Genomic DNA, 25,416 nt, shown 5'->3' on the forward strand with positions numbered 1-25,416 from the left:
TGGCTCTCTGGAACGGCAAGAGGTGTCGGCGGCAGGTTGCCGCGTTTCGCTGTGAGTTTGTCGTTTCTGCCTCAGGTGGCGCGTAACGCGCTCCTGAGTTTTTCTTCGAGCATTGCAGAAGTAAAGGGCTTGGGAAGGATGTGGATCTTCTCATCAGCCGTGTGCCGGTTGAAGATCGCCTGTTCGGCATAGCCCGTGATGAAGAGCACCGCGAGGCCTGGCCGTAGCACGCGCGCCGCATCGGCGATCTGTCGGCCATTGAGCCCCCCGGGCAGACCGACATCGGTAATAAGAACATCGAACAAACGCTCATGATCGTTGAGCAGGGCCAGGGCCGCCGTTCCATCTGCGGCTTCCTGCACGACGGCGCCCCAGTCTTCCAGCGTTTCCCGCATGGTAAAGCGCAGTGTCTCCTCGTCGTCGACCAGCAGCACCCGCAAGTGGCGAAGGGTTTCGCCTTCGCGTTTATGCTCCGGCAGTTTGGTAGCTGCGGGGAGGGTAGCAGCATGACTGGGCAACCAGATATGCACAGATGTGCCGGAATCTGGTGTGGAAGCGATGCTGACACGTCCGCCCGATTGCCGGGCGAAGCCGTAGATCATACTCAGCCCTAGTCCCGTTCCTTTGCCGATCGGCTTGGTCGTGAAAAACGGATCGAATGCACGGGCCATGACATCGGCGTTCATGCCGACACCGGTATCGGTAACCGAAAGGACAAGGTAGCGGCCCGGGCGCAGTCCCCATTCCTCAGCCTGAAGAATGCCAAGTTTGGCGTGGGATGTGGCGATACGCAATGTGCCGCCATCTGGCATGGCGTCCCTGGCATTGATCGACAGATTGAGCAAAGCGTTTTCAAGCTGGTTGGTATCGACCAGAGCGGGGCCGATCGACTGATCCAGCTTCAGGTCGAGAACAGCACCGGGCCCGATGGTGCCGCCGATCAGATCCTGCATGCTAAGAATGAGCGCGTTGATATCGGCGGGCTGCGGGTCGAGCGTCTGGCGGCGCGAGAAGGCGAGGAGGCGATGGGTGAGGGCCGCGGCACGGTCGGTCGCGCCTCTTGCGGCAACAATATAGCGCTCGAGACCATCGGTGCGGCCCTGTTCCAGCCTGCGGCTCAGCAGATCGAGAGCGCCACCGATTCCTGCAAGAATATTGTTGAAATCATGGGCGAGGCCTCCTGTGAGCTGGCCCACCGCCTCCATTTTCTGTGACTGGCGCAACTGGTCTTCAAGCGCGATGCGATCGTTGACGTCACGCCCGATCAGATAGATGTCGTCCCCTTCGATTGAGCCGGACCAGTTGAATGTGTGCCATTCACCATCCTGATGCAGGAAGCGTAGATCGATCCCGTGGTCGAGCTGCCCATCGCGCAGCATGGCCAGTGCCTCTGCGGCGCGTGCCAAATCGGCCGGATGCACGAGCTGCTCGACCTTGCTCCCAAGCCAGCTCCGTGCCTTGTCACCAAAGCAGCGTTGCCAGCTCGGGTTGAGATAGCGCAGCTTGCCGTCGCGATCGGTCAGGGCCAGCAGATCGGCGCTGATCGCCCAAAGTCGGTCGCGCTCGCGGGTTCGCCGCAGCACCTGCTCTTCGAGCGTTTCGTTCATGCGCCGCAGGGCTTCCTGCGCGCGCACCTGCTTGATGGCGGCCCAGCTTCGGTCCGCGACCGTCCTCACGAATGAGAGCGTGATCTCGTCCCAGCAATGAGGGTGGGAGAAATGCACGATTACTACGGCCTGAAGTACCCCGTTTTCCATGATCGGGACGTTGAGCAGCGCGCAGATTCTGAGAGGGGCAAAAAATTCTGCCTGCTCAGCGGTCAGGGGGTCGAAGTGCACATCGTCGATGGCAACGCATTCGCCTCGCTTCAGCAATTCGATATAGGAGCCGTAAGCCCGAAAGGCATAAAGACCGGAAACATCGGGAAACGTTGAATCCCGTCGCCAGCTATCGGTCACCTGCGCCAGTTCGCGCTCCCGATCGACATCGGCAAATCCGGCGCGATCGGCCTCTATGGTCAGGCCGAGCGTACGTGAGGTCAGCGCGACAATGTCGGCCTCACTGGCCAGGGCGCGTAATTCGTCACCGAAAGTGACCAGGGCCTCACGCTTGAGGGTCTGGCGTTTGGGCGCATCGATATCGAGAAGAATGCCGGGAAAATGACTGATCTTCCCGTGCTGATCATAGGTGCACGATCCATTGGCTTCAAGCCAGCGCGCAGAGCGCGTACCGTCGTCGCGCAATCTGAATTCGCAGCGGAACTGCCGGTTTTCGCGCAGGGCCGCGTCAAGCGCAGTCTCGATCCCGGGTCGATCCTCCGGGGTGACATAGTCTAGAAGCCGCTCGAACGGGACGCCTTCGGCAAGCGCGACCGGGGGCAACCCAAGCGTTTCGGCCATGCGCAGATCGCCCGTCACCAGTCTTCTTCTGGCGTCCCAGAGCCACATGCCGACGATCGTTCCTGCCGCCAGAGCCAATTCGAGGCGTTCATGTTCCTGATTGGCGACGGTCATGTCGCGGGAGACGCCCAGAATGCGCTCGGGCCTGCCATCCGGTCCCAGTATGGGCGCCACAACCACGTCCCACAGGCGCTTTCGCCCATCGGTCGTTTCAACATAGTCCTGAAAATGGCTTGTCCGGCCTGCGCGTGCCGCCTCGATGGCATCAAGCGCCAAAGCGCGCCCGCGCTCCTGCCAGACATCAGGCCAGTAAACGCCCACCATGTCTGACGGCGCACAAAGATTGAGCACGAGAACGGCGCCGTGATTGACGAACGTGATGACGCCGTCGAGATCTAGGATTTTTACGCAGTCATTGGCGCTGACCAGCATCGAATTGATGAAGGCCTGGCTTGTTCTCAGAGCCAGCCTGTCATCAAGGCCGATATCGATCAGAGTGCCCGTGCAATCCTGACCATGGGGCTGGGCGCTGATATGAACACGAAGCGTCTCTCCAACTGCCCGGCAGAGGCGCACGCCCGCCTGAGGGGCGCTGGACAGCCACTCGACCGGGGTCTGCTGTGGAGGTGGACGATCGTCTTCATGGATACAGGTGACGAAATCGGGCCAGTCCAGCCCCTGTCGCAGCGCCTCGCGGGACAAGCCACAAAGGGACGCCATGCGCGGGTCGCCTGTGAGTTTGCCCGTTTCGCTGTTCCACAGAAAAAAGCCGAGCTGTGCGAGAGAGCTTTTCGCCTCGTGTGAGGCGGATTGTACTTCTGCTGGGGGAAACGTCCCGGTAGATCTCGTGTGCTCACCTGCGCAAAGGGCACCGAGCAGTAACGCGTGGGCGTGAATCGTGCGATCATGGCGGCGTTCGAGCTGCGAGCGTCGGACGTCGATTGCAATCGCCCCTGAAACAGGCACGCCGAAAGGATAAAAGGACCAGCCGGAAAAAGAGCTTACGCCTTCCGAGGGTGCGCTTTGCGCCCAGTCATGCTCTTGCCAGCCGAGAGATCGGGATAGCCACGCCGGTTGGGATCGGCATGAGAGGGGCGGCCCTCGCCGATCTGGAGCAGGGAAAAGCAGATGTCGGGAAAAGCCTCGCGCAGAGGCTGAAGGGCATGATGGTGGAACCCGCTCTCGCCACTCTGTGGGTCAGCCCCGTCATGCTTCATAAGCATCATGATGATCGCCCCCCGCTTTCAGGCACCCCGGCATTCAGGGGGAGGGAGGGCGTCTCGGGAAGGAATGCCGATGGGCCCGCTCAACCAGAACGACTCATAGCGTTAGAAGCGTGAATGCGTAAACACAGAATTAAGAGAGGGTCAGACGGAGGCCGTCAAACCACCGTCAACAGTCAGAATATGCCCATTCACGAAGCTGGAGGCATCCGACGACAGGAAGACAGCAGCTCCGACCAGTTCTTCGGCCTTGCCCCAGCGCGCGGCGGGAGTGCGCTGGCAGAGCCATGACGAGAATTTTTCATCGGCAACCAGAGCTGCATTCATCTCGGTTTCAAAATAGCCCGGCGCAAGGCCGTTAATCTGGAGTCCGTGGCGCGCCCAGTCGGTCGCCATGCCCTTGGTCAGCATCTTGACCGCGCCTTTGGTGGCCGTATAGGGCGCAATGCCGGGGCGGGCGAGCTCGCTCTGTACCGAGCAGATATTGATGATCTTGCCGCGATTGCGCGCAATCATGTGCCGTGACACAGCCTGAGCGACAAAAAATACCGAATTGAGATTGGTCGAGATCAAGCGGTCCCATTCATTGCGCGGAAACTGATCGAGCGGCGAGCGGAACTGAATGCCGGCATTATTGATCAGGATATCGATCGGCCCTTCCTTTTCGATAGCTTCGATCCCGGCCACGACCTGATCCTGATCGGTCACGTCGAACACGCTGCCCCGTGTTGCGATGCCCTCCTGTTCAAGTTTGGCGCGGGCGGTGTCGAGCGCGTCTGCCTGACGTCCGTTGAGAATGATCTCGGCGCCGAAACTGCCCAGACCTCGTGCGAGTGTGAAGCCGATCCCGCGTGAGGCGCCGGTAATCAGGGCGCGTCGACCCTTGAGAGAAAACAGAACAGGGTCGGACATCGCGGGATCCTTTACGTCGCGGCTCATCTTATGGGTATGCTAACAGGCTTGCCGACCCTGCCCAGCCGACATTTTCGTGTGGTTTCTTACAAGGCTGAGCGCCACTCCGATTTGCTGGCGCCGCTGCATCTTGGCGATTGTCCGGGCGCACGCCATACAGGGATGATGATCAAGGAAGCGACTTACCTCCATTGCCCTGCGTCTCGACGACGCGCGCGCGCTCGTGATCGGGGGCGGGCAGGTGGCCGCCAACAAGCTGCGCCTTCTGCTGGGCCGCTGCCCGGATATCGCTGTTCTGGGTCGGATCGAAGACCCGGAGATCGCGCAGGCCATTGCTTCAGGGCGGGTTGCCCATCTTGGCGATTCCATCGCAGTTGAGGCTCTTCCTGCGCTTTTGCCGGAAATGCGACTGGTGTTTGCCGCAACCGATGATTTCGCTCTCAATCGCGCCATTGCCGCGACGGCAAGAGAATTGCGCGTGGCCATCTGTGTGGTCGATGATCCCGAGCCCTCAACCTTCATCACGCCCGCCATCATCGACCGGACACCGGTCCAGATCGCGATCTCGACCAACGGAGCGGCTCCGGTTCTGGCGCGCCGTCTGCGCACGCAGATCGAGGCGCTTCTGCCCGAGGGGCTATCCCGTCTCTCCCGGTTCATGCAGGCACAGCGAGGATGGATCAAACAGACTCAGCCCGACACGCTCATACGTCGTCGGGCCTGGGAAAATTTTGTCGATGGTCCCGGTGCCGAGCAGGCGTTGCGGGGGGAGGATGCGGCCGCACGGCGCAGTCTCGAAGAGGCGCTAGACGGTGTGCCCCGGCAGGGCGAGGTATGGCTTGTGGGCGCAGGCCCTGGCGACCCGGATCTGTTGACGCTGGCAGCCCTGCGTCTCATGTCGAATGCCGATTCCGTCTTGTACGATCAACTGATCCCTCCTGCGATCATGGACCGCGTGCGCCGGGATGCCGAGCGGGTTTTTGTCGGCAAGAAGCGCAGCAATCACAGCCTGCCTCAGGAAGGGATCAATGAGGAACTCGTCCGTCGCGCCAAAGCGGGCGAGCGGGTGCTGCGTCTCAAGGGCGGTGATCCGTTCATTTTCGGGCGTGGCGGCGAGGAGATGGAGGCGCTGGTCGATGCCGGTGTCACGGTGCGCGTCATACCTGGCGTCACAGCGGCCAGTGGCTGCGGGGCGGCTGCCGGTATTCCGCTGACCCATCGTGATTGCGCACAGAGCTGTATTTTCGTGACGGGCCATGCCCGCGCCGATGGCACGCTCAATCTCGACTGGGCCAGTCTGGCGAAAAAAGGCCAGACGCTCGCCATCTATATGGGCCTCGCCCCCATGGCCGATCTCTGCGCCCAGTTGATGGCTCATGGTCTGCCACCCGAATGGCCTGCTGCGGTCGTTGAGCACGGCACCAGGCATGACCAGCGGGTGCACATCGCAACATTGGCCAGCTTGCCTGCGTTGGTACTCGAGCGCCGTGTGGCGAGCCCGGCGCTCACGCTGGTGGGCGAGGTGGTCAATCACCGTCGTTTAATTCACCATCAAGAAGCGTGAAGTTCGTAGATTACCCATTGCACGGCGGTGTCCGAGGTATTATGTCGAGCATGTCGTCGCAATAAGCGATTTATTGGTGTGGATTTATTCAGTCATGGCCTTGACCCAGACAGAACGGCAGATCCTCGAAAAGACCTCTGGAGACGGGATTCTGGCGCAAGCCATGGACCTGCTCCACGGGCGCTTGGCACTCGTCTCGTCTTTCGGTGCCGAATCCGCGCTGCTTCTGGCGATGATTGCCGAAATCGACGCCGATTTTCCGGTCTTCTTTCTTGAGACGCGTCGTCACTTCCCCGAGACCCTGGCCTATCGTGACGAGCTGGCCGGATTTCTGGGATTGACCAATCTGCGTTCTGTCGGACCGAGCGACAAAGCGCTGCATGATCGCGACCCGCAGGACATGCTGGCCGATTTTGACCCTGATGCCTGCTGTGCCCTGCGCAAGGTCGAGCCGATGGATGCGGCTTTGAACGATTTCGATGCGTGGATTACGGGGCGCAAGCGCGGTCAGGCCGCAACCCGTGCCGCCATGCCCGTCTTCGAGCCGCTCGATGACGGACGTGCCAAGATCAACCCGCTGGCCGCCTGGACCGGCGTCGAGATCGAGGCAGAAATGACGCGCCGTGCCTTGCCGCGCCATCCTTTGACCGCCCTCGGCTTTCGTTCCATCGGCTGTGCACCCTGCACGCGTGCTGTGGCCGAAGGCGAGGATCCCAGAGCCGGTCGCTGGGCCGGTCAGACCAAAACCGAATGCGGCATTCACCTGCCTGCGCGATAACGGAGCATAACATGAGTTTGGCGGCCCCCCGCGCCATGGACGATCTCGATCAGCTCGAGGCGCAGAGCATTTTCGTTTTGCGTGAAGCCTATCGCAAGCTTCGCCCGCTTTCGCTTCTCTGGTCTCTGGGCAAGGACAGCAATGTCATGGTCTGGCTGGCGCGCAAGGCCTTTATGGGCCGCGTTCCTTTCCCGGTCATGCATGTCGATACCGGCAAGAAATTTCCTGAGATGTATGCCTTTCGTGAGGAATACGCCAGGAAGTGGAACCTCGATCTAATGCTGGGCGATTGCCCGCCGGTTGAAGAGATCGATCCCTCTCTGCCGCCTGCGGCCCGCTCTGCTGCCCGCAAGACGGCGGGTCTTGCTAGCCTGATCGAGAAGCACAAACTGCGCGGCGTGATTGCCGGTATCCGTCGCGATGAGCAGGCGACGCGCGCCAAAGAGCGCGTGTTCAGCCTCGTGGCGCAGGCCACCGTTGGGATGTGCGCAACCAGCCGCCCGAATTCTGGGACCAGTATGCGACGCCTTATGAAGACGGCATGCATATCCGTGTGCATCCGCTGCTCTCATGGCGTGAGATCGACATCTGGCGCTATATCGAGCGCGAGAACATCCCTCTGGTCGATCTCTATTTCGCCAAAAACGGCAAACGCTATCGTTCGCTTGGCGATCAGGACATCACGAGCCCGATCGACAGCAATGCCTCGACCTTGGCCGAAGTCATTGCCGAACTGGAAAACAGCAAGACCTCCGAGCGCGCCGGTCGCGCCATGGACCACGAATCCGAAGACGCTTTCGAGCGTTTGCGCGTTGCGGGCTACCTCTGAGCTATGGGCGACACCATGACAACCAACGACCTTCCCGCTTCGTTGCGGGCTGCCGCTACGCCGATCGTCATTGTCGGCCATGTCGATCACGGCAAATCCACCCTGATCGGGCGTCTGCTCTATGACACTGACAGTCTGCAGGACGGCAAGCTGGCCCAGATCGTCGAGAGCAGCCGCAAGCGCGGACTCGCTGTCGAATGGAGCTTCCTGCTCGACTCCCTGCAGATCGAGCGCGATCAGGGTGTGACTGTCGATTCCACGCGTATTCCTTTCCATCTGGACGGGCGTGAATTCGTGATCGTCGATGCGCCGGGCCATCGCCAGTTTCTGCGCAACATGATCACGGGTGCGGCCGATGCCGAGGCCGCCGTGCTGGTGGTCGATGCGCTGGAAGGTGCGCAGGAGCAGACGCGTCGTCATGCCATGCTGCTGCGCCTGATCGGCATTCGCCATGTCATCGTTCTGCTAAACAAATCCGATCTGCTCGAATTCGATCAGGCAAAGATCGCTCAGGCCGAAATCGATGTTCGCGATCTGCTCGGTCGTCTGGAAATCACGGTCGAGGCTTTCGTTCCTGCTTCGGCGCGCGATGGCGACAACATCGCCACTCGCTCCGAGCGCGCGCCTGGTATACCGGCCCGACACTCGTCGAGGCGCTGGCAGCGGTCCCTGCGCCGGCTTCGCGTCTGGCGCTCGATTTCCGCATGCCAGTGCAGGATGTCTATCGCTTTGACGATGTGCGTTATGTTGCGGGCCGCGTCGAGCGTGGCGTGATCCGCGCAGGCGATCGCATCATGATCGGGTCGCAGGGACAGCAGGCAACAGTGGCGGAAATCTGCCGCTGGCATGCGCCGGTCAACCCGGTGGCCGGGGCCGGTGAGTCGATTGCCCTGCGTCTGGAGCCCGATCTGGTGCCAGATCGTGGTGACCTGCTTTTCCATGCCCATGAGACGGGCAAGGCGCCGATCCGTTCTGCCCGTATCCGCACGCGCCTGTTCTGGCTGCGTGGCGAGCCTCTGCGTGTGGGCGAGAGCTTCACCCTGCGTCTCGCGACAGCCGAGCATGACGTGACCGTCGCGTCGATCGACGCCGTGGTTGATCTGGACGATCTGACGCTCTCGCCGGGAGACGAGGTGCCGCCGGATGGTTTTGCCGAGATCACGCTCGCCACGTCTCATGCCATTCTGTTTGACGCGTTCGCGCCGGGCTACAACGATGGTCGTGGCGTGCTCGTCGATCGCTTCCAGCGTATTGTGGGTGGTGCGCCGCTTCTCGGTGCGGCGGAGCTGCCGGATGGTGCGCATGCCATTCATCCGACGGCGAGCAAGGTTACTGCCGCCCAGCGTCACGCCCTGCACGGTCATCAGGGAGGCGTTTTCTGGCTGACCGGGCTTCCGGGCTCCGGCAAGAGCACGATCGCACGCGCGGTCGAGAGTGATCTTGTTGCCTCCGGTCTGCGCGCGACCGTGCTGGATGGCGACACGCTGCGCGCTGGCCTGTGCAGCGATCTCGGATTTTCTCCTGAAGATCGGCGCGAGAATATTCGCCGCGCCGCGCATGTGGCGCGTATCCTTGCCGAGACTGGCCAGGTTGTGATTGTGGCTCTTGTCTCGCCTCTGGATGAAGACCGCGCCTTCGCGTCTCAGATCGTTGGCGACGCCTTTCATGAGGTGCACGTGGACGCGTCGCTCGAGCTTTGCGAAACGCGCGACCCCAAGGGGCTTTACGCGGCGGCAAGGGCTGGGAAGATCCAGCAATTTACCGGGGTGAGCGCACCGTATGAGGCGCCGTCGGCACCGGCATTTCGTCTCGATACGTCTGAGGCCATCGATCTGTCGATTTCCAGCTTCGGGAGTTTTGTCCGAACGGTCGTCGCCAGCTGAACTCCGGCAGCTGGTTAGGTGAACACAAAAAGCCGGTCAGTGACCGGCTTTTTGTTTTTTCACCTGACGACGATCCGCCCTGTTCTCCGCCCTTCAGGCGGTGTTCAGAAAAGCCGCCGCGTTGGGCGCAGCTTTGCGGCTATCAGTTCGCAGAAAAGGGCGAATGCGCAGCGGCGTCGGCTTCAGCCGCGCAGCTTTTCGGGTCTGGCTGTATGCTGTCGGCTTGCAAAGCCAGCAGTTCCTGACGGGCTTGAGGCATCAGGCGCGTATGGTGGGGTCTTGAATCAGGGCCACCGCGAATGCCCCTGCAGCCTGATAGCCCGCTGCGACATCCGACGCCCAGTGGACGCCGCAGATGATGCGGCTTTCCCCGATGACGCGCCCTCTTTGCAGGATCTGCGCTGCACGCTCCGGCATGATTGCAGACAGGACGAGCGCGGTGGAATACCCCGCGATCGTATGGCTGATGGATAAGACGGGCTTTTCGCCAGGTCGGGTGAGCGTGCAACGCAGATAGGGGCATCATTGCCGATAAAAGGGCGCTGGCGTTTCCAGTAATGTTTCTCTTCTGACGTGCGAGGCGTTTCTGCCTTGGCCACGATGGTCATGATCCGGGCCAGATGAGGCGTCTTGGCGAGATCAAGGGTGAAGCCGATCGCACAGGAATAGTGACGCAGAAACGGCTCCGGATGAAGATCGGCGTCACTCGTTGCCAGTGCCCAGCGCGGGCTTCCCACCAGACGGCGCGTTTGCGCAAAGATACGGTCATCCTCCGCCTGCGCCTCGCTACCCGGTGCAGGCGGGGCGGCGAGAGAGAGACGCTCATCTGGCAAAACCGGGAGTGTGGCGGGTTGTATTGTCTGGTCTGAGCAGGCCGCAAGCAGAGTCAGGCTCAGGAGGCCTGCGTTGGCAAGACCGAGGCGGCAGAGGGAGAAGGCCATGTGTCGTTCCGTCGCTGGTGTCTGAAGGCGGAAAAATCAATCCGGTTCGACAACGGATATAGCAGGCCTCGAATGGGGGACAGCCCTTATTTGTGCAGTGACGCCGCATTGATCCGTATTGTTATGGCACTTGCCTCAGCCCTATGGCTGGGGTCAGTCGTCGAGGATCGTGGCGAACTGAGCGCCGATATGCGCCCGGCCTGTGGCAAGCGTCTGGGGTGGCGCGTTCTGGATGTCCGGCTGGTACGTCAGCAGGGAGAGAATGATCTGCGCCCGGAGTTTTTCGGCCGGCGTGGCGAAATCATAGGTCACTTCGCGGGCTTCGCGTCTTGCTGCAATGATGCCGGCCCGACGCAATTCGCCAAGCTGCTGGGAGAGGGCAGGCTGACCGATCGCGGTTTCACGTTCGAGTTCCGAGACAGGACACGGGCGTTCACAAAGCCAGGAAAGGATCAGAAGGCGCTGGACCTGATTGTAGAGGCGAAGCCTCTCGAGCAGTGGGGCGAGGCTTTCTCTCGTCTCATGACTCATACCTCATCGTCCTTTATCTGGTAAAACCATAATGGCGTGTCCTGCGTCGCTACGCTCCGGGTCGTCAGGGCGGGCGGCTCAAAGACGGTTCCTCCAGGCTGCCACCCTTCGGGTGTGAGCACGTTGGTTGTTGTGGTTCTTTGCAGTGCTTTGACCGTCCGCAGGATCTCACTGACCGAGCGCCCGACCGAGAGTGGATAGGTCAGAACAGCCTGTATGGTCCCTTCTGGATCGATGATGAAGGTGGAGCGGACCGTGCTGCTGTTTTCTGCGGTCTGGTCGAGCATGCCATAGGCACGGGCAACAGCCATCGAGGGATCTTCGATCACCGGGAACCGAATCGCGACCTGTAATTCCCGCCTGATCGAGTCCAGCCAGGCCAGATGCGAGGGCAGGCTGTCGACGGACAGACCAAGCAACTGGCAGTCGAGGGCATCGAATTCGTCCTGAGCCTGGGCAAAGGCGATGAATTCACTCGTGCAGACAGGGGTGAAATCGGCCGGGTGTGAAAAGAGCACCACCCAGCGTCCGCGATAATCGCCGAGCGTCACCATGCCCTGCGTCGTGCGGGCGCGAAAATTGGGGGCTTTCGATCCGAGTTGAGGGGGAAAGCTGGGCGACGCGTCCTGCACGGAATATCCTCTCCTATGTTTAAGAAAGCGTTTCTTGACGCAGACTCCTATCATATTTACAAAAACAACGAAATATCATATTCATAAAATATGTAAGAGACAGGAGCGGCACCATGAATGACGCGCAGATCGCCCACGCGACGAAGCTTGTGAGAGAGACGCATGAGGGCGCTTTGCCCCGACCTGCCGTCAAAAGCTTCTTCGATGAGCCGACTTTCACCGCGTCACACGTGGTGTACGATCCTAAAACCCGCGAAGCCGCAGTGATCGATAGCGTGCTCAATTACGATCCCGCTTCCGGCCGCACCTCGAGCGAGAGCGCGCAGGCGGTTCTCGATTTCATCAAAAGTGAAAACCTGACAATCGTCTGGCAGCTTGAGACTCATGCCCATGCCGATCACCTTTCGGCCGCGCCCTGGCTTCAGGAGCAGCTTGGCGGAAAGCTGGCCATTGGTGCCGAAATCACCCGTGTTCAGGAGGTTTTCGGCAAGATCTTCAACGCGGGTACGCGTTTTGCGCGTGATGGATCGCAGTTTGACCATCTGTTCAAGGATGGTGACAGTTTCAGAATTGGCGAAATCGAGGCGATGGCCTTGCATGTGCCGGGTCATACCCCTGCCGATATGGCTTTCGTGATCGGCGATGCGGCCTTTATTGGCGATACGTTGTTCATGCCGGATTTCGGCACCGCGCGCGCCGATTTTCCCGGTGGGGACGCAAGGCAGCTTTATCGTTCGATCAGACGTCTGCTGTCGCTCCCCTGCGAAACGCGGCTCTTTCTCTGTCACGACTACAAGGCGCCTGGGCGCGATTTCTACGCGTGGGAAACGACGATCGGCGCCCAGCGCGAGAGCAACCTGCACGTTCATGACGGGGTGAGCGAAGACGAATTCGTCGAGATGCGTACGAAACGTGATGCGACATTGTCTCTGCCCAATCTCATCATGCCGTCGGTCCAGATCAATATGCGCGGTGGGCGTCTGCCGGAACCCGAAGAGAACGGGACGCGCTACATCAAGATACCGCTCGATACGCTCTAAGCTCTCAAGCCCCTGGCAAACAAGACAGTCTGACAAGAGAAAGGCATGCTCATGTCCCTTCGTTTTCTCACGGCGCATTTCGCCGTCTCGCCCCAGATCAATGTGGATGACCTGCCCGCTTTCAAGGAGCAGGGCTTTACCGCCATAATTTCCACCCGCCCCGATGGGGAGGAAAAAGATCAGCCGCGAGTTGCCGATCTTGGTGTTGCTGCCGAGAAAAGCGGTCTGGCCTTCGCCTATATCCCGGTGCGCATGGGCGCCACGCCCGACGCGCATAGCGTGACCGTCATGCGTCGCACCCTGGCCGAGATGATCGGGCCGGACAACACGGGCAAGGTACTGGCTTATTGCCGCTCGGGCCGCCGCGCCTCCGATCTGTTCGAGCTGGCTTCGGCCCAGACGGAAGAGCCTGCTCCCAAGAGCCAGCGCTTCGATGTGGTGGTGGTGGGAGGCGGCGCGGGCGGTCTGGCCTGTGCGGCAAGTCTGCTGCGCCGTCGGCCCGAGCTGCTTGTGGCGGTCATCGAGCCTTCGACCGAGCATTATTATCAGCCCGGCTGGACGCTGGTCGGTGGCGGTGTGTTCAAGGCCAGGGACACGCGTCGCTCAGAGGTGGGGCTGATCCCTGCGCGGGCGAGCTGGATCCGTCAGGCCGTGACGGGGTTCAAGCCCGAGCAGAACAGCGTCGAACTCGGTGATGGCAGCGAAATTCTTTATGACGCGCTTGTTGTTGCCACTGGTCTCAAACTCGACTGGGCGGCTATCCCCGGTCTGACCGAAACACTGGGCAAGAACGGCGTCACCTCGAATTACCGCTATGATCTGGCGCCCTATACCTGGGAACTGGTGAGCCAGCTCGAAGAGGGAATGGCGCTCTTCACCCAGCCACCCATGCCCATCAAATGCGCGGGTGCGCCGCAAAAGGCGATGTATCTGGCCTGCGATGCATGGCGTCGCAAGGGTGTTCTGGGTCGCGTTCAGGTCGCCTTCGACACAGCAACGCCCAGCCTGTTCGGCGTGGCCGATTTCGTGCCTGCCTGATGGATTACATCAAGGGCTACAGCATCGATCTTACGCTCAAGTCGCGTCTCGTTGCTGTCAATGGCGAGAAGAAAATCGCGACATTCGAGCGCAGCACCGACAAGGGTGTCGAACGTGTGGAGCGAAAATTTGACATGCTGCATGTCGTGCCGCCCCAGACAGCGCCGGATGTCATCAAATCTTCCCCCTTGGCCGGGCAGGACGGCTTCGTCTCGGTTCATCCCGATACGATGCAGCATACGACATACCCCAATGTCTTCGCGGTGGGCGACGTGGCTGGTACGAGCAATGCCAAGACTGCCGCCGCCGCGCGCAAGCAGGCGCCAGTGGTGGTTGAAAATCTCATCGCGCAGCTTTCGGGCCGCAAGCTCGATTACGCCTATGACGGTTATGGCGGCTGCCCGCTCACCGTCGAGCGCGGCAAGATCGTGCTTGCCGAGTTCGGTTATGGCGGCAAGCTGATGCCGACCTGCCGGGCTGGATACTGAACGGCAAGAAGCCCACACGCCTGGCCTGGTTTCTGAAAGAGAAGATCATGCCGCGTCTGTACTGGGATTTCATGCTGCGCGGGCGCGAGCTGTTTGTGCGTCCTGCCAAGAAAACTGAAGGCTGATCACGGTTTATGGTTGCGACCCCTTTTCTGCCTGCCCTCGCGTCAGGCAGCCTTGTCGGGCTGGTTCTGGGTCTGATCGGCGGCGGGGGGTCCATCCTCGCTGTGCCACTTCTGATCTATGCGGTAGGGGTGCGCAACCCGCATATCGCTATCGGCACCAGTGCTTTCGCCGTAGCGGTGAATGCGTTGGCCGGTCTGGTGAGTCATGCGAAGGAACATACCGTCAAATGGCGCTGCGCGGGGTTCTTTGCCCCTGCCGGTATGCTGGGCGCAGCCCTCGGGGCGCAATTTGGCAAGGCGGTGGATGGGCAACGCCTGTTGTTGCTCTTTGCTTTCCTGATGGTCCTGGTTGGCGTGGCGATGATCAGGGGGCGCCATGATGAGGGCATTCCGGGGGCAGCCTGCAATCGGGACAATGTCTGGAAGGTCGGGCTGTTCGGTCTGTGCACTGGCGGGCTGTCCGGTTTTTTCGGCATCGGTGGCGGTTTTCTGATCGTACCCGCCTGATGGCGGCCACCCATATGCCCGTGCTCAATGCGGTTGGTACCTCGCTGGTGGCGGTCGCCGCTTTCGGCGTGACGACCGCGGTCAGCTATGCGCTGTCGGGTCTCGTCGACTGGCCGCTGGCCGGATGGTTCATTGCTGGGGGCATTGTCGGCTCACTGGCCGGTACGTATCTGGCACGAAAGCTGGGCAAAGGCTCCGGCGCCACGCTGAAACTGGTTTTTGCGGGTCTCATTTTCGTTGTGGCAGGGTATATCGTTTTTCAGAACCTCTGAAAGTGAAGCCCCATGAGCGCCCCTGACCTCAAGTTGACCCAGGACGATATTCTTTCTGCCGTCGAAGGCCTCGTTGCTGCCGAAAGCGATCTGATTGCCAATATGGCCAATATCGCCGCAGTGCTGTTCGAAGCTCTGCCGCGCATCAACTGGGCAGGGTTCTATCTCTTCAGGAATGGCGAGCTGGTTCTTGGTCCGTTTCAGGGGCGTGTGGCCTGCACGCGCATTGCCATGGGGCGCGGCGTATGCGGCACGGCAGCGGCTGAGCGCAGCATCCAGCGCATTGACGATGTGCACAGCTTTCCCGGCCATATTGCATGTGACGCGGTCTCTGCTTCTGAAATCGTTCTTCCCCTGATTCGTGACGGTGAACTTCTGGGCGTGCTCGATATCGACAGCCCTGAGCCTGCCCGTTTCGGCCTTGAGGAAGAAGCTCTGCTGACCAGGCTCGTCAGTCTTCTTCTGAACGCCTGAAACACGCAGGCTTTCCCGTTGGCGACTGTCTTGGGGGCGGGAAATGAGGCAGCGCTCCAATTGCAGGCCAGCCCCTGCCTCTGGAGATGAGCCTGGCTTTGCTTCAGACAGGGTTTCTGCGCCAGGCGATGATCGAGATCGGGAAGAAGAAGCGTATGCCGTCTTCGGCGTGAAAGGCGCCCATGCCGAGGCGGTTCGTGCCGTTGGCGATGTCGTCAGCGAAGAGGGCGTGCAGGGCAGCCCAATCTTCGGGGGCGACTGATCGTCCAGTCTTGATTCAAGGCGATAGGCGTGGGTGAGGAGCGGGGTCAGACCGGCCTGCGCGCCCAAAGACAGAAGCTGGGCCTGTGTCAGAGCTGAGGTGTGGGACGGGTCACGCAGCTTTTCGGCCTGATCATAACTTGGCTGGCACTCGGGCTCTGGCGTGGCGTCGATGACAATGATGCGCCCATCCGGGCGGCAAACGCGCATCATCTCTGTCAGACAATCCAGCGGATTCTGCATATGATGAAAGCTGTATCGTGTGACGACCCTGTCGAACTGTCCGTCTTCGAAAGGCAGATGAAGCGCATTGCCACAGTCGAAGGCGATGGAAAGCCCGCGCCGGGCGGCCAGGTCGCGCGCCTGATCGATCATGGCCGGAGTCAGGTCGAGGCCGGTCACTTCCGCGCCCTTAGCGGCCAGGGCGCAGGAGACGATGCCGGGGCCACAGGCAACATCGAGCACGCGCGTCCCTTGCGTGACGTCGCAGGCAGCGATGGTCTGGGCCATGCTTTCGGCTTCGGCATGGATCGGCAGCGCGGCGAAGCTCTTGGCCCAGCGTGTGAACTGGTCGATGATTCTGGTGTCATGCGACGTCGACATCGTCATTCCTTTCCTGTTTCAGGCAGGATAGAAGGAGATGAGATGGCCGTCTGGCGCAGTGCGGTCAAAAAAAGGCGGATATCGGCCAGATGCAGATCCTGACTGTCGAGGAAACGCAGGTCGTCCTGAAAGATACTGGCCTCGATCAGGTGCAGGGGACCGGGTTGGTGCGAAGGGAGTCGCGCGACGCGCTGTTCTACGGGTGGCACGCGCACGAGCATCACCAGATTCTCTTTGCAAAGAAAGGAACGACCCAGGTCGAGAGGGCAGAGAGCCGCCATCTTCTTCCGGCAGGTCATGCACTGTGGATTCCGGCTCGGACGCATCACCGTACGATGATCCGCAATCTGGACGGTCTTTCGCTTTTCCTCGATCCAGAGGATGTCGCCGGCGATTGTCGGTCCGTCCGGGCCTTTCCGGTATCTCCGATGATACAGGAAATGTTGTTTTACGCGCTTCGCTGGCCGAAAGGGACGTGCGACGCCGATCCGGTCGCGAAGAGCTTTTTTCAGACCCTTATCCTGTTGTTGCAGGAGGCGATCCAGAATGCCGGCAAGCAGGATTTCACGCTGCCGAAAGCAGCGCATCCGTCTCTTCAGCGCGCCATGGATGCGGCGTTGCGCGATCCAGGACGGGCTTCACTGGCACGGGCCATGGCGGAAGCGGGGATGTCGGAGCGCAGCTTTCGACGGTATTTCGACAGGGAGACGGGTATGAGCTGGCAGCACTGGATCACGCAGGCCCGACTTTTCCATGCAGCCACGCTGCTGGCGCAGGGTGTGAGTGTGACGCATGTGGCCGCTGAAAGCGGCTATGCGTCACAAAGCGCATTCACCAAGCTTTCACCCGATTGCTAGGCCATTCCCCGGCCCGGTTTTGCAGCCAGTCACGCTAAAGCATCCAGCAGGGAAGCCTCAAAGGGCTACGGCCCTTTGAGGGGGGAATGGGGTAAAGCTGAGTGAGCTCTATTTGCCAGCAGCAGGGATGGCGTTCTCATACCGGTCCCAATGCGAAGCAAGTTCGCGCACGACGACGCTACCAACCTGATAGGCAGCGTTGACCGATGGAATGAAGGCTGAATAGCCTTTTTCATTCGCTTCATCAGCAAGAAGCTGTGCGGCGGTCTGCCCCGGTGGAGGCATGTCGAAATTGCTCGAGGTACGAAGCACGAGGCACGTTCGGGATCGACGCGACCGGCCTTGGCCTGAAGGGCAAGGGCCTGACAGAAGGCAACGTCCTCCTCCGCCGTCGTGGCCATGACGCCCTGATTATCTGTCCAGTAGCGCACCCAGCGTTCAGCCCAGCGATTCATGAGCTTGCCGACCCAGAAAGTCTCGCCCGAGATCGTGTCGCCCATCATGACTGAGGGCGGCTTCTGGGCCGGAGCGTAGCCATGATAGCGCGCGCGGCTCTGCTTCATCCCGTCGCTATCGGGCAGAGAGATCGTCCTGGTAAGGTCGAAGGCCCAGCGGGTCAGGCCGGGATTAAGGGTGTACATCATGTCGCCAGAAAGCGAGTGCAGCGGCGGGCGAGGCGTTTCGTCGGGGCGGCTGCTGAACGGGGGTGAAGCCGTCGGGCCAGTTCCTGGGGATTTCACGCGGGTCGACCAGATGGGCGAGACCGCCATTGATCACGCGCGGTGCCCAGACCGCTGCGCCGATGGTGCCGAAATTGGGGTCGATACCCGCAATGCCGGCAAGAACGAAATAGCTGTGCCGCAGATCGAAGCGCGGGTCGAGAATGAGCGCGGTCATGGCAGACGCCATATGCTCCGGCCCTTCACCGCTGGCGATGGCCAGCACCTGCAGATCGGGGTTGTAATGCATCACGCCATGGTCTGTGCCGGGGGCGGGCAGGGTCTGGACGAGGGGGAATTTCTCGATCCAGTTCTGATATTCGCCCGGCGTGTCCCCTATGTCCTTGCCGATTTCGAAGGTCGTCACGACGACCACCCGTACCGGAATCTTCGCTGCCGCCGGGGCGGTTTCGGCAGCCAGAACGAAGGCGGGGGCAGTAAGAGCACCGCCGGCGAAAGAGAGCGCGGTGAGGGCGAGAAGGCGTTTTATCATGGAAGACTTCACTGGAAGAGGGGTTCGTGGCTGATCGTGTTTTCGAAGGTCGCGAAATTCTGCTCGAGTTGAAGCTGCAAGCGGGCCTTCTCGCTCTTCTTTAGGAAATCGGCGCAGGCAAAGCTCTGGGGCGCCTTGCAGAGCGTGGTGACATGATCACCCTCCACAGGCTGGTACCGGGAATAAAGGCGTAGGTCAGGCTGTTGCGCGACAGGGTCTTGAGATCGGCATAGCTCAGGTTGGTGGTGGAAAGAGCCTTGAGATAATCGAGGGTCAGATTGCTGCGTGACACACCCTCGTCATCGGTCGAGAGCACGACAGGCACATGGGCACGGCGATAAAGGTTCAGCGGATGGGCGCTGCCACTGACGCCGAGAATCTGCGCGTTGCTGGTGAGGTTGATCTCGACCGCAACGCGGCGCTGGGCCATCTCGTTGAGCAGGCGGATGGGATCTTTCTCCCACAGGATGTCCACCCCATGGCCGATGCGTTCGGCACCTGCGATCTCAACCGCGTCGCGTATGTGACTCTGCAACCCGCTGGACGGAACGAGGGCCGGGGTCAGCTCGCCTGCATGAAGGCTCAGCCGCACATCCGGATAGAGTGTGCCCAGCTTGGCAAACATCTGCATATGCAGGCTGTAATCGGCCATCGCGACGGGGTTGTCTTCGGGTGCGACGAAATTCAGGCCCACGAAACGCGCATCGTCATGAACAAGCTGATAGCCTGCATCGAGCTGGGTGAAGACCTGCGCGGGTGTCATGGTGCGTATGGCCTGAAACAGATAGCGCACGGTGACGGCGCAGCCGGGATGAGCGGCTGGCGTGTCGCATTGCAGGATGTCGCGCGCATCATGCTCCATCTCATCCGTATCGTGTCGCGCTTCCGCGACCAGACGGGGGCGCTCCTCCGCAAGGGCTTCATGGGCAGCAGCAAGGTCGAGATCGTGCAGCGGGTGCTGGTCGCCTGCTTTGACCATGGCGCCCAGTCCCGGTGAGATCATGAGTTCGAGATAGACGACATGATCGGCGGCGGCCTGATCGCGCGCCTGGGCCAGCATCGCCCCTGATGGGCGGCGAGCACAGGAGCGAAGCGCCCAAAAGTCGAGAAAAAGTGATCGTGACCGGAGCGATCTGTCGGGGAGGGTACGAAATCATGCATCGAGAGAGAATCGATCATGACAGCCCGTGCGTCGTCATGGGCCCTGAGCTGGGAGACAGGGATGTCGCCCGGTGTGGCGAGGCGGCATTTTGTGGGGAGAATGCGCCCCTGTGCAAGCGACGCGCAGAGCCCGTCTTCACCGGCCCAGTCGAGAAAGCTCTCGGCGGGGATGGCGCCTGCCAGATGATTATGCAGATCGCCCCCTTTCGGGAAGCTGCGCATGAACAGGGTCAGGCGGGTCGGATCGCTGCGAATATGATCGAAAACACGCGCCGTCGCCTGAGCCTCGGGCGTTTCAGCCTGAGCAGACAGGATCGGGAAAGCGACGAGAAGAGCGGGTAAAAAGCGGGGCACCATATCGCGGAACGTGACGAAAGCCGTCCGCTTTTGCAAGCATCCCTGCGGGGATGAGAGCGCTTTTAACTGGTATTTATTGTTTATGCCGCAGTCGGCTAGCGAACCGTACCGGGGCGGGTGGAAAGGCCGGCCCCGCTTCTCGAGAGAAGCCGGTGCCCGGCCTGATCCGGGGCGTCAGGGCGGGGCGGAAACCACCCTCGACCGACCGACGCCCTGAGCGGCTTACTTGCCGGTCAGCGCGTCCTTGACGTTCTTGGCCGGGGAGTAGCTGAGCTTCTTGGAAGCAGCGATCTCGATCGTCTCGCCCGTCTTCGGGTTGCGGCCCTGGCGGGCTGCCGTCGAGCGGACCTGGAACTTGCCGAAGCCCGGAATGGACACTTCGTCACCCTTGGTGGCGGCGTCGATGATGCTGGCCCAGACCGTGTCGAGGGCGGTCTTGGCGTCGGCCTTGGTGCCACCGGTAGCGGCGGCGATGCGGTCGATCAGATCAGTGGATTTCATTGTGATCCTCTTGCGTTTGGAATGGCCGTGGAGCCTTAGGCGCAGTTCGAAGCGAGAACAAGGCAGGAAATGCAATATTCCTGATTGTTCTCTGACGTCGAATCTCCCAATCATACAAGAGTTTAAGGAAATGGCGAAGGGGTCGACCCCTTTCATTCCTACGCTTTCCGCTTTTTGAAGGGGTCTTCATGCGTCAGTCGATACGGTTCTATATGGGGGAGCGCCTCGTCAGTCTGGCCGACGTCGCCCCCGACCAGACCCTGCTCGACTGGCTACGTCATGAGGGCCGCACAGGCACGAAAGAGGGATGCAACGAGGGCGATTGCGGCGCCTGCACGGTGATTATCGCGCGTTTGAGCCAGAATCGCCTGGTTCTCAAAGCCACCAACGCCTGTATTCAGCTCATGCCAATGCTCGACGGTGCGGCCTTGTTTACCATTGAGGATGTCGGCCATGCGGCCGCGCTGCATCCCGTTCAGGAGGCGATGGTCAACCTCAATGGCGCGCAATGCGGCTTCTGCACGCCGGGTTTTGTGATGTCGATGGTCGCGTATCGCAATGCAGACGGGCGATCGGATGACGATGCCGCGATTGATTCGGCGCTTTCCGGCAATCTCTGCCGCTGCACCGGCTATGCACCGATCGTGCGCGCCATGAAACAGGCTCTCGCTGCTCCAGACAGTCCTTTCGAGACAGCACTTTCAGGCCTTGGGGCAAGGCTCGCGGCGCTGCAGGACGGCGGAGATGTGTCGATAGAGACGCCGCGTGGCGCGATTTTCCTGCCTGCCAGCGCGGACTCGCTGGCCCTTTATCTGCATGACCATCCTGAAACGCTGATCGTGGCAGGGGCTACCGATGTTGGCCTCTGGGTGACCAAAGCCATGCGTTCCCTGCCGCGTGTGGCCTTTATCGGACAATGCCCCGATCTGATGCGGCTCGAGCGCGATGATGAAGGGCTCCATGTCGGGGCGGCGGTCACCTATGACGCTGCACGTGAAGCACTGGCTGCCCTGCTGCCTGATTTCGGGGCGCTTATCGGGCGTATTGGCTCGACACCCATCCGTAACAGCGCGACGCTTTGCGGTAACATCGCCAATGGCTCGCCCATTGGTGACGGCCCACCGGCGCTTATTGCCGCCGGGGCCATGCTGCATCTGCGGTGTGGTGTCGAAAAACGCGTGATCCCGCTTGAGCGCTATTTTTTGGCCTATGGCAGGCAGGACCGGCGGAAAGGCGAGTTCGTCGAGGCCGTCAGCATACCACCGCTCGCCGGGGGCACCTTCTATCGAAGCTATAAGATCTCGAAGCGCTTCGATCAGGACATCTCCGCAGTACTCGCCGCTTTCGCGCTGCGTTTCGATGAGGAAGGGATCGTGCTGGAGGCGCGCCTGGCTTTCGGAGGCATGGCGGCAACCCCCTCTCGGGCCGCACGCGCCGAGGCGGCTCTGGTCGGCGCCCCTTGGAACGAGGCCACGCTCGAAGCAGCGCGTCTGGCATTGACAGAGGACTTCACTCCGTTGAGCGATATGCGTGCCAGCGCCTGGTATCGTCAGACAGTCGCCGCCAATCTGCTGACGCGTTTCTTCGAGGAAAGTCAGGGTGAGACCACGCGCCTCGCCAAAGCTGGAGGCTCGTGCATGTCTGACCCGATCGCTTTGGAAGCGCTGCCTTCCTCCGTTTCTGTGCCTGAATCGACCGTGACATGAAGCATGAAAGCGCCGTGCTGCATGTCACCGGGAGGGCGCTCTATATTGACGATCTCCCGGAGCCCAAGGGGCTTTTGCATGTGGTGCCGGGCTTGAGCGAGAAGGCTCACGCACGCCTGATCTCGATCGATCTTTCTGCCGTACGTGCGCTGCCGGGCGTGGTGCGCGTGCTGACTGCGAGCGATATTCCCGGCGAGAACCAGACCAGCCCGGTTCATGCCAATGACGAACCGCTTCTGGCGCAGGATCTGGTTCAGCATGTCGGCCAGCCAATCTTTGCGGTCGTGGCCACAGAGCGCTCCATTGCCAGACGGGCAGTGAAGCTGGCGCGTATCGTTTACGAAGAACTGCCCGCCATTCTCGATATCGATAGCGCGAAAGCCAATGGCAGTGCCGTCGTCTGGCGCCCGCTCACCATGGCGCGTGGCGATGTGGAGCCCGCGCTCGACAATGCGCCGAGACGGCTTCAGGGCAATCTGACCATTGGCGGCCAGGAGCATTTCTATCTCGAAGGGCAGGTGGCGCTGGCCCAGCCCGGCGAAGCAGGCGAGATGCGTCTGTGGTCCTCCACGCAGCATCCCTCCGAAACGCAGCATCTTGTGGCCAGCGTGCTGGGGCGGCCGCATCATCTGGTCACGACAGAGATCAGGCGCATGGGGGGCGGATTCGGCGGTAAGGAATCGCAGGCCAATGGCTGCGCCTGTCTCGCCGCGCTGGCGGCCGAGCTGACCGGGCAGGCCGCCAAGATGCGCCTCGATCGCGATGATGACATGGTCATCACCGGCAAACGCCACGATTTCAAGGTGGCTTACGATGTCGGCTTTACCGATCAGGGCGATATTCTGGCTGTGGATATGGAGCTCGCCGCGCGATGCGGCTGGTCGGCCGATCTTTCAGGCCCGGTGACTGACCGCGCCCTGTTTCATGCCGATAACGCCTATTTCTACCCCGATGTGCGGTTTCGCTCGCTCGCTCTGAAGACCAACACGCAGTCCAACACCGCATTTCGTGGTTTCGGCGGGCCTCAGGGCATCATCGCCGCCGAGCGTGTGATCGAGGAAATTGCCTTTGCCACGGGCATGGATCCGCTCGATGTGCGTCTGCGTAATGTGTACGGCACGGGCGAGCGTAATGTGACGCCCTACCACATGGTGGTCGAGGACTCGATCACCGATCTGGTGATGAGCCAGCTGGCCGAACGCTGCGATTATCGTGCGCGCCGACAGGCTTTGCGCGACTTCAACCTTGCGAGCCGGAATCTTCGAAAGGGTATCGCCCTCGTTCCGGCCAAATTCGGCATTTCCTTTACCGCGACCCATTACAATCAGGCCGGGGCGCTGGTACATGTCTATACCGATGGTTCGGTGCAGGTGAATCATGGCGGTACGGAGATGGGGCAGGGGCTGCACACCAAGATGGTGCAGATCGTGCGGCACGAATTCGCCCTGCCTGCTGAAAGCGTACGCATTACCGCCACCACCACGGGTAAGGTGCCCAATACCTCGGCCACGGCAGCGTCTTCGGGGGCCGATCTGAATGGCATGGCGGTGCTCGATGCGGTCAGCCAGATCAAGGGACGCATGGTCGCTTTTGCCGCAGAGAAATGGCAGGTGGCGCCTGAACGGATCGTCTTTGCCCCAGAGGGGGTCAGGATCGGAGAGGAGATCGTCTCTTTTCGTGATCTTGTCTGGCAGGTCTATTTTGCCCGCATCTCGCTCTCGGCCAGCGGGTTCTACAAGACTCCCAAGATCTCGTGGGATGCGGCGACAGGAAGGGGGCGGCCCTTCTATTATTTCGCCTATGGCGCCGCCTGTGCCGAGGTAACGCTCGATCTGCTGACCGGCGAGAACACAATTGATCGTGTCGATATCCTTCATGACGCCGGAGAGTCGCTCAATCCATCGATCGATATCGGCCAGATCGAAGGCGCTTTCGTGCAGGGGGCGGGTTGGCTGACGACGGAAGAGCTGGTCTGGGATGGTCAGGGTAGGTTGCGCACCCACGCCCCGAGCACCTATAAAATTCCCGCCTGTTCGGATCGACCGCGCATTTTCAATGTGGCGCTGCTTGAAGATGCGCCTAATCGTGAGGCAACGATCTACCGCTCGAAAGCTGTCGGTGAGCCGCCCCTGTGCCATGGCGTGGCCGTGCTGCACGCGCTGTCTGACGCGATTGCGAGCCTCGATGCCTACCGGTCCTGCCCATCGCTCGATGCGCCCGCAACGCCTGAAACGCTGCTGCGTACGATCATGCGTGTTCAGGCGCAGCGTGCCGATGGAGCCTCCGCCTGATCGATTTCGATCTCATTCATGCCTGGCAGCGTCAGGCTGTGGCCGTTCTGCGCGTGGTCGTGGCTGATGCCAGAGGCTCGACTCCGCGCGAGGCGGGTGCCTTCATGCTTGTTACCGAGACGGCGCAGACAGGCACCATTGGCGGTGGTCAGCTCGAATGGGAGTCTCTGGCCCGCGCGCGCCAGATCCTGCGTGGCGAGGCCGGGCGCGAGGAAAGCCGCTTCGTTCTGGGACCGCAGGCCAATCAGTGCTGCGGCGGCGTGGTGGTGGTCCGCTACGAGCCGGTTTTCGATCTCGATGCCGAATTGCGGGCTATCAGGGCGCAGCGTCTGTCCTGGCCGGTTCTGGCGGTGTTCGGGGCAGGTCATGTGGCGCGCGCGCTGATGCAGGCGGCGTCGTTGCTGCCGCTGTCCCTGCGCTGGATCGATCCGCGGGCAGAGGAATTCGGCGCAGTGCCCGAAGGGGTGCGGGTCTGCGTGACCGATCAATGGGAGCGTGAAATCGCCAGCCTGAAACCCGGAGACGGGGCGCTGATCATGACGCCCAGCCATACGCTCGATGCGCTGATCGTTGCCGCCGCTCTTGAGCGAAGCGATCTCGCCTATGTCGGGCTGATCGGCTCACGCAGCAAGAGGCGGCGTTTCGAGGCCGGGTTTCGGGATATCGGGCTCAGCCAGGCGCAGATTGACGCGCTGGTCTGTCCCATCGGGGCGCAGGGCCTGCGTGACAAGCGTCCCCAGATCATCGCCGCCTTTGTCGCGGCAGAGCTGGCCGCCCGGTTGGTCTGTCGGCCCGAATAGGGCAAGGTGAGGAGCGGTGAGGGTTCGGTTG

At 61.2% G+C, this 25,416-nt stretch carries 18 protein-coding genes and 6 pseudogenes; 13 read left to right on the plus strand and 11 right to left on the minus strand.

The window, feature by feature from the left end; genetic code table 11:
* Window positions 1–71 precede the first annotated feature (71 nt).
* The 3 genes from JCM25414_RS15940 to JCM25414_RS01575 all read right to left on the minus strand — a co-directional run bounded on the left by JCM25414_RS15940 (window position 72) and on the right by JCM25414_RS01575 (window position 4,534).
* Window positions 72–3,119, minus strand: coding sequence for a PAS domain-containing protein (locus JCM25414_RS15940; protein ID WP_051535614.1), 3,048 nt, complete (start codon window positions 3,117–3,119; stop codon window positions 72–74).
* A 281-nt stretch (window positions 3,120–3,400) separates the two neighbouring features.
* A complete protein-coding gene (locus tag JCM25414_RS01570; protein WP_025840511.1) occupies window positions 3,401–3,625 on the minus strand; it encodes a hypothetical protein in 225 nt (74 codons plus the stop codon).
* Window positions 3,626–3,766: 141 nt separating this feature from the next.
* On the minus strand, window positions 3,767–4,534 hold the full coding sequence (locus tag JCM25414_RS01575; RefSeq protein ID WP_025840512.1) for an SDR family oxidoreductase: 768 nt from the start codon (window positions 4,532–4,534) through the stop codon (window positions 3,767–3,769).
* Between the two features lie 190 nt (window positions 4,535–4,724).
* Between JCM25414_RS01575 and cysG the strand changes: the two genes are divergently transcribed.
* The 4 genes and pseudogenes from cysG to cysC all read left to right on the plus strand — a co-directional run bounded on the left by cysG (window position 4,725) and on the right by cysC (window position 9,588).
* The gene (cysG, locus tag JCM25414_RS01580) at window positions 4,725–6,098 is read left to right on the plus strand and encodes a siroheme synthase CysG (RefSeq protein WP_035442386.1); all 1,374 of its coding nucleotides are present in this window, start codon (window positions 4,725–4,727) and stop codon (window positions 6,096–6,098) included.
* 94 nt (window positions 6,099–6,192) lie between these two features.
* Complete coding sequence (locus tag JCM25414_RS01585) at window positions 6,193–6,876, plus strand: phosphoadenylyl-sulfate reductase (protein WP_025840514.1); 684 nt, start codon at window positions 6,193–6,195, stop codon at window positions 6,874–6,876.
* 35 nt (window positions 6,877–6,911) lie between these two features.
* A pseudogene (gene cysD / locus JCM25414_RS15945) lies at window positions 6,912–7,705 on the plus strand (sulfate adenylyltransferase subunit CysD).
* Between the two features lie 3 nt (window positions 7,706–7,708).
* Window positions 7,709–9,588: pseudogene (gene cysC, locus JCM25414_RS15950) on the plus strand (adenylyl-sulfate kinase).
* 258 nt (window positions 9,589–9,846) lie between these two features.
* On the opposite strand, the gene JCM25414_RS24130 reads toward cysC, so the two are convergent.
* The 3 genes from JCM25414_RS24130 to JCM25414_RS01610 form a co-directional block, all read right to left on the minus strand.
* Complete coding sequence (locus tag JCM25414_RS24130) at window positions 9,847–10,005, minus strand: phosphatase PAP2 family protein (protein ID WP_242403233.1); 159 nt, start codon at window positions 10,003–10,005, stop codon at window positions 9,847–9,849.
* 677 nt (window positions 10,006–10,682) lie between these two features.
* Window positions 10,683–11,060: an ArsR/SmtB family transcription factor gene (locus tag JCM25414_RS01605; protein ID WP_025840516.1), complete on the minus strand. Its 378-nt coding sequence runs from the start codon at window positions 11,058–11,060 to the stop codon at window positions 10,683–10,685.
* Entirely contained in the window at window positions 11,057–11,692 is a 636-nt protein-coding gene (locus tag JCM25414_RS01610) for a peroxiredoxin (protein WP_025840517.1), read from the minus strand. The genes JCM25414_RS01605 and JCM25414_RS01610 overlap by 4 nt, the downstream gene beginning before the upstream one ends.
* A 113-nt stretch (window positions 11,693–11,805) precedes the next feature.
* Between JCM25414_RS01610 and JCM25414_RS01615 the strand changes: the two genes are divergently transcribed.
* From JCM25414_RS01615 to JCM25414_RS24135, 5 genes and pseudogenes are all read left to right on the plus strand, one after another.
* Window positions 11,806–12,732, plus strand: a complete 927-nt coding sequence (locus tag JCM25414_RS01615; RefSeq protein ID WP_025840518.1) for an MBL fold metallo-hydrolase — start codon at window positions 11,806–11,808, stop codon at window positions 12,730–12,732.
* Window positions 12,733–12,783: 51 nt separating this feature from the next.
* A pseudogene (locus JCM25414_RS15960) lies at window positions 12,784–14,383 on the plus strand (TIGR01244 family sulfur transferase).
* A gap of 9 nt (window positions 14,384–14,392) precedes the next feature.
* A pseudogene (locus JCM25414_RS15965) lies at window positions 14,393–15,162 on the plus strand (sulfite exporter TauE/SafE family protein).
* A gap of 12 nt (window positions 15,163–15,174) precedes the next feature.
* Complete coding sequence (locus tag JCM25414_RS01630; RefSeq protein ID WP_025840519.1) at window positions 15,175–15,636, plus strand: GAF domain-containing protein; 462 nt, start codon at window positions 15,175–15,177, stop codon at window positions 15,634–15,636.
* Window positions 15,637–15,679: 43 nt separating this feature from the next.
* The gene (locus JCM25414_RS24135; RefSeq protein ID WP_242403234.1) at window positions 15,680–15,898 is read left to right on the plus strand and encodes a hypothetical protein; all 219 of its coding nucleotides are present in this window, start codon (window positions 15,680–15,682) and stop codon (window positions 15,896–15,898) included.
* 104 nt (window positions 15,899–16,002) lie between these two features.
* Here the strand turns inward: JCM25414_RS24135 and JCM25414_RS24140 are convergent.
* Window positions 16,003–16,506, minus strand: a pseudogene (locus JCM25414_RS24140) (class I SAM-dependent methyltransferase); the annotation flags it as partial.
* An 83-nt stretch (window positions 16,507–16,589) separates the two neighbouring features.
* On the opposite strand from JCM25414_RS24140, the gene JCM25414_RS15970 reads away from it, so the two are divergent.
* Window positions 16,590–17,357, plus strand: a complete 768-nt coding sequence (locus tag JCM25414_RS15970) for an AraC family transcriptional regulator (protein WP_242403235.1) — start codon at window positions 16,590–16,592, stop codon at window positions 17,355–17,357.
* A 108-nt stretch (window positions 17,358–17,465) separates the two neighbouring features.
* Here JCM25414_RS15970 and JCM25414_RS15975 read toward each other — a convergent pair.
* The 4 genes and pseudogenes from JCM25414_RS15975 to JCM25414_RS01665 form a co-directional block, all read right to left on the minus strand.
* Window positions 17,466–18,452, minus strand: a pseudogene (locus JCM25414_RS15975) (purine nucleoside permease).
* Between the two features lie 217 nt (window positions 18,453–18,669).
* Complete coding sequence (locus JCM25414_RS24145) at window positions 18,670–19,629, minus strand: adenosine deaminase family protein (protein ID WP_242403236.1); 960 nt, start codon at window positions 19,627–19,629, stop codon at window positions 18,670–18,672.
* Window positions 19,569–20,123 (minus strand): hypothetical protein, encoded by a 555-nt coding sequence (locus JCM25414_RS24150; protein ID WP_242403237.1) that lies wholly within the window; start codon window positions 20,121–20,123, stop codon window positions 19,569–19,571. Before JCM25414_RS24150 ends, JCM25414_RS24145 begins: the two co-directional genes overlap by 61 nt.
* A 186-nt stretch (window positions 20,124–20,309) precedes the next feature.
* Window positions 20,310–20,588 carry an HU family DNA-binding protein gene (locus tag JCM25414_RS01665; protein ID WP_025840521.1) on the minus strand — a complete coding sequence of 93 codons (279 nt, stop codon included), beginning with the start codon at window positions 20,586–20,588 and terminating at the stop codon, window positions 20,310–20,312.
* A 188-nt stretch (window positions 20,589–20,776) separates the two neighbouring features.
* On the opposite strand from JCM25414_RS01665, the gene xdhA reads away from it, so the two are divergent.
* From xdhA to xdhC, 3 genes are read left to right on the plus strand one after another with little or no spacing between them, the layout of a single operon-like run.
* Window positions 20,777–22,294: a xanthine dehydrogenase small subunit gene (xdhA, locus tag JCM25414_RS01670; protein WP_025840522.1), complete on the plus strand. Its 1,518-nt coding sequence runs from the start codon at window positions 20,777–20,779 to the stop codon at window positions 22,292–22,294.
* On the plus strand, window positions 22,291–24,585 hold the full coding sequence (xdhB, locus tag JCM25414_RS01675) for a xanthine dehydrogenase molybdopterin binding subunit (RefSeq protein ID WP_025840524.1): 2,295 nt from the start codon (window positions 22,291–22,293) through the stop codon (window positions 24,583–24,585). Before xdhA ends, xdhB begins: the two co-directional genes overlap by 4 nt.
* Entirely contained in the window at window positions 24,582–25,385 is an 804-nt protein-coding gene (gene xdhC, locus JCM25414_RS01680; protein WP_051535615.1) for a xanthine dehydrogenase accessory protein XdhC, read from the plus strand. The genes xdhB and xdhC overlap by 4 nt, the downstream gene beginning before the upstream one ends.
* Window positions 25,386–25,416: the final 31 nt, after the last annotated feature.

The sequence above is a fragment of the Asaia platycodi JCM 25414 genome (assembly GCF_000614545.1).
Classification (GTDB): domain Bacteria; phylum Pseudomonadota; class Alphaproteobacteria; order Acetobacterales; family Acetobacteraceae; genus Asaia; species Asaia platycodi.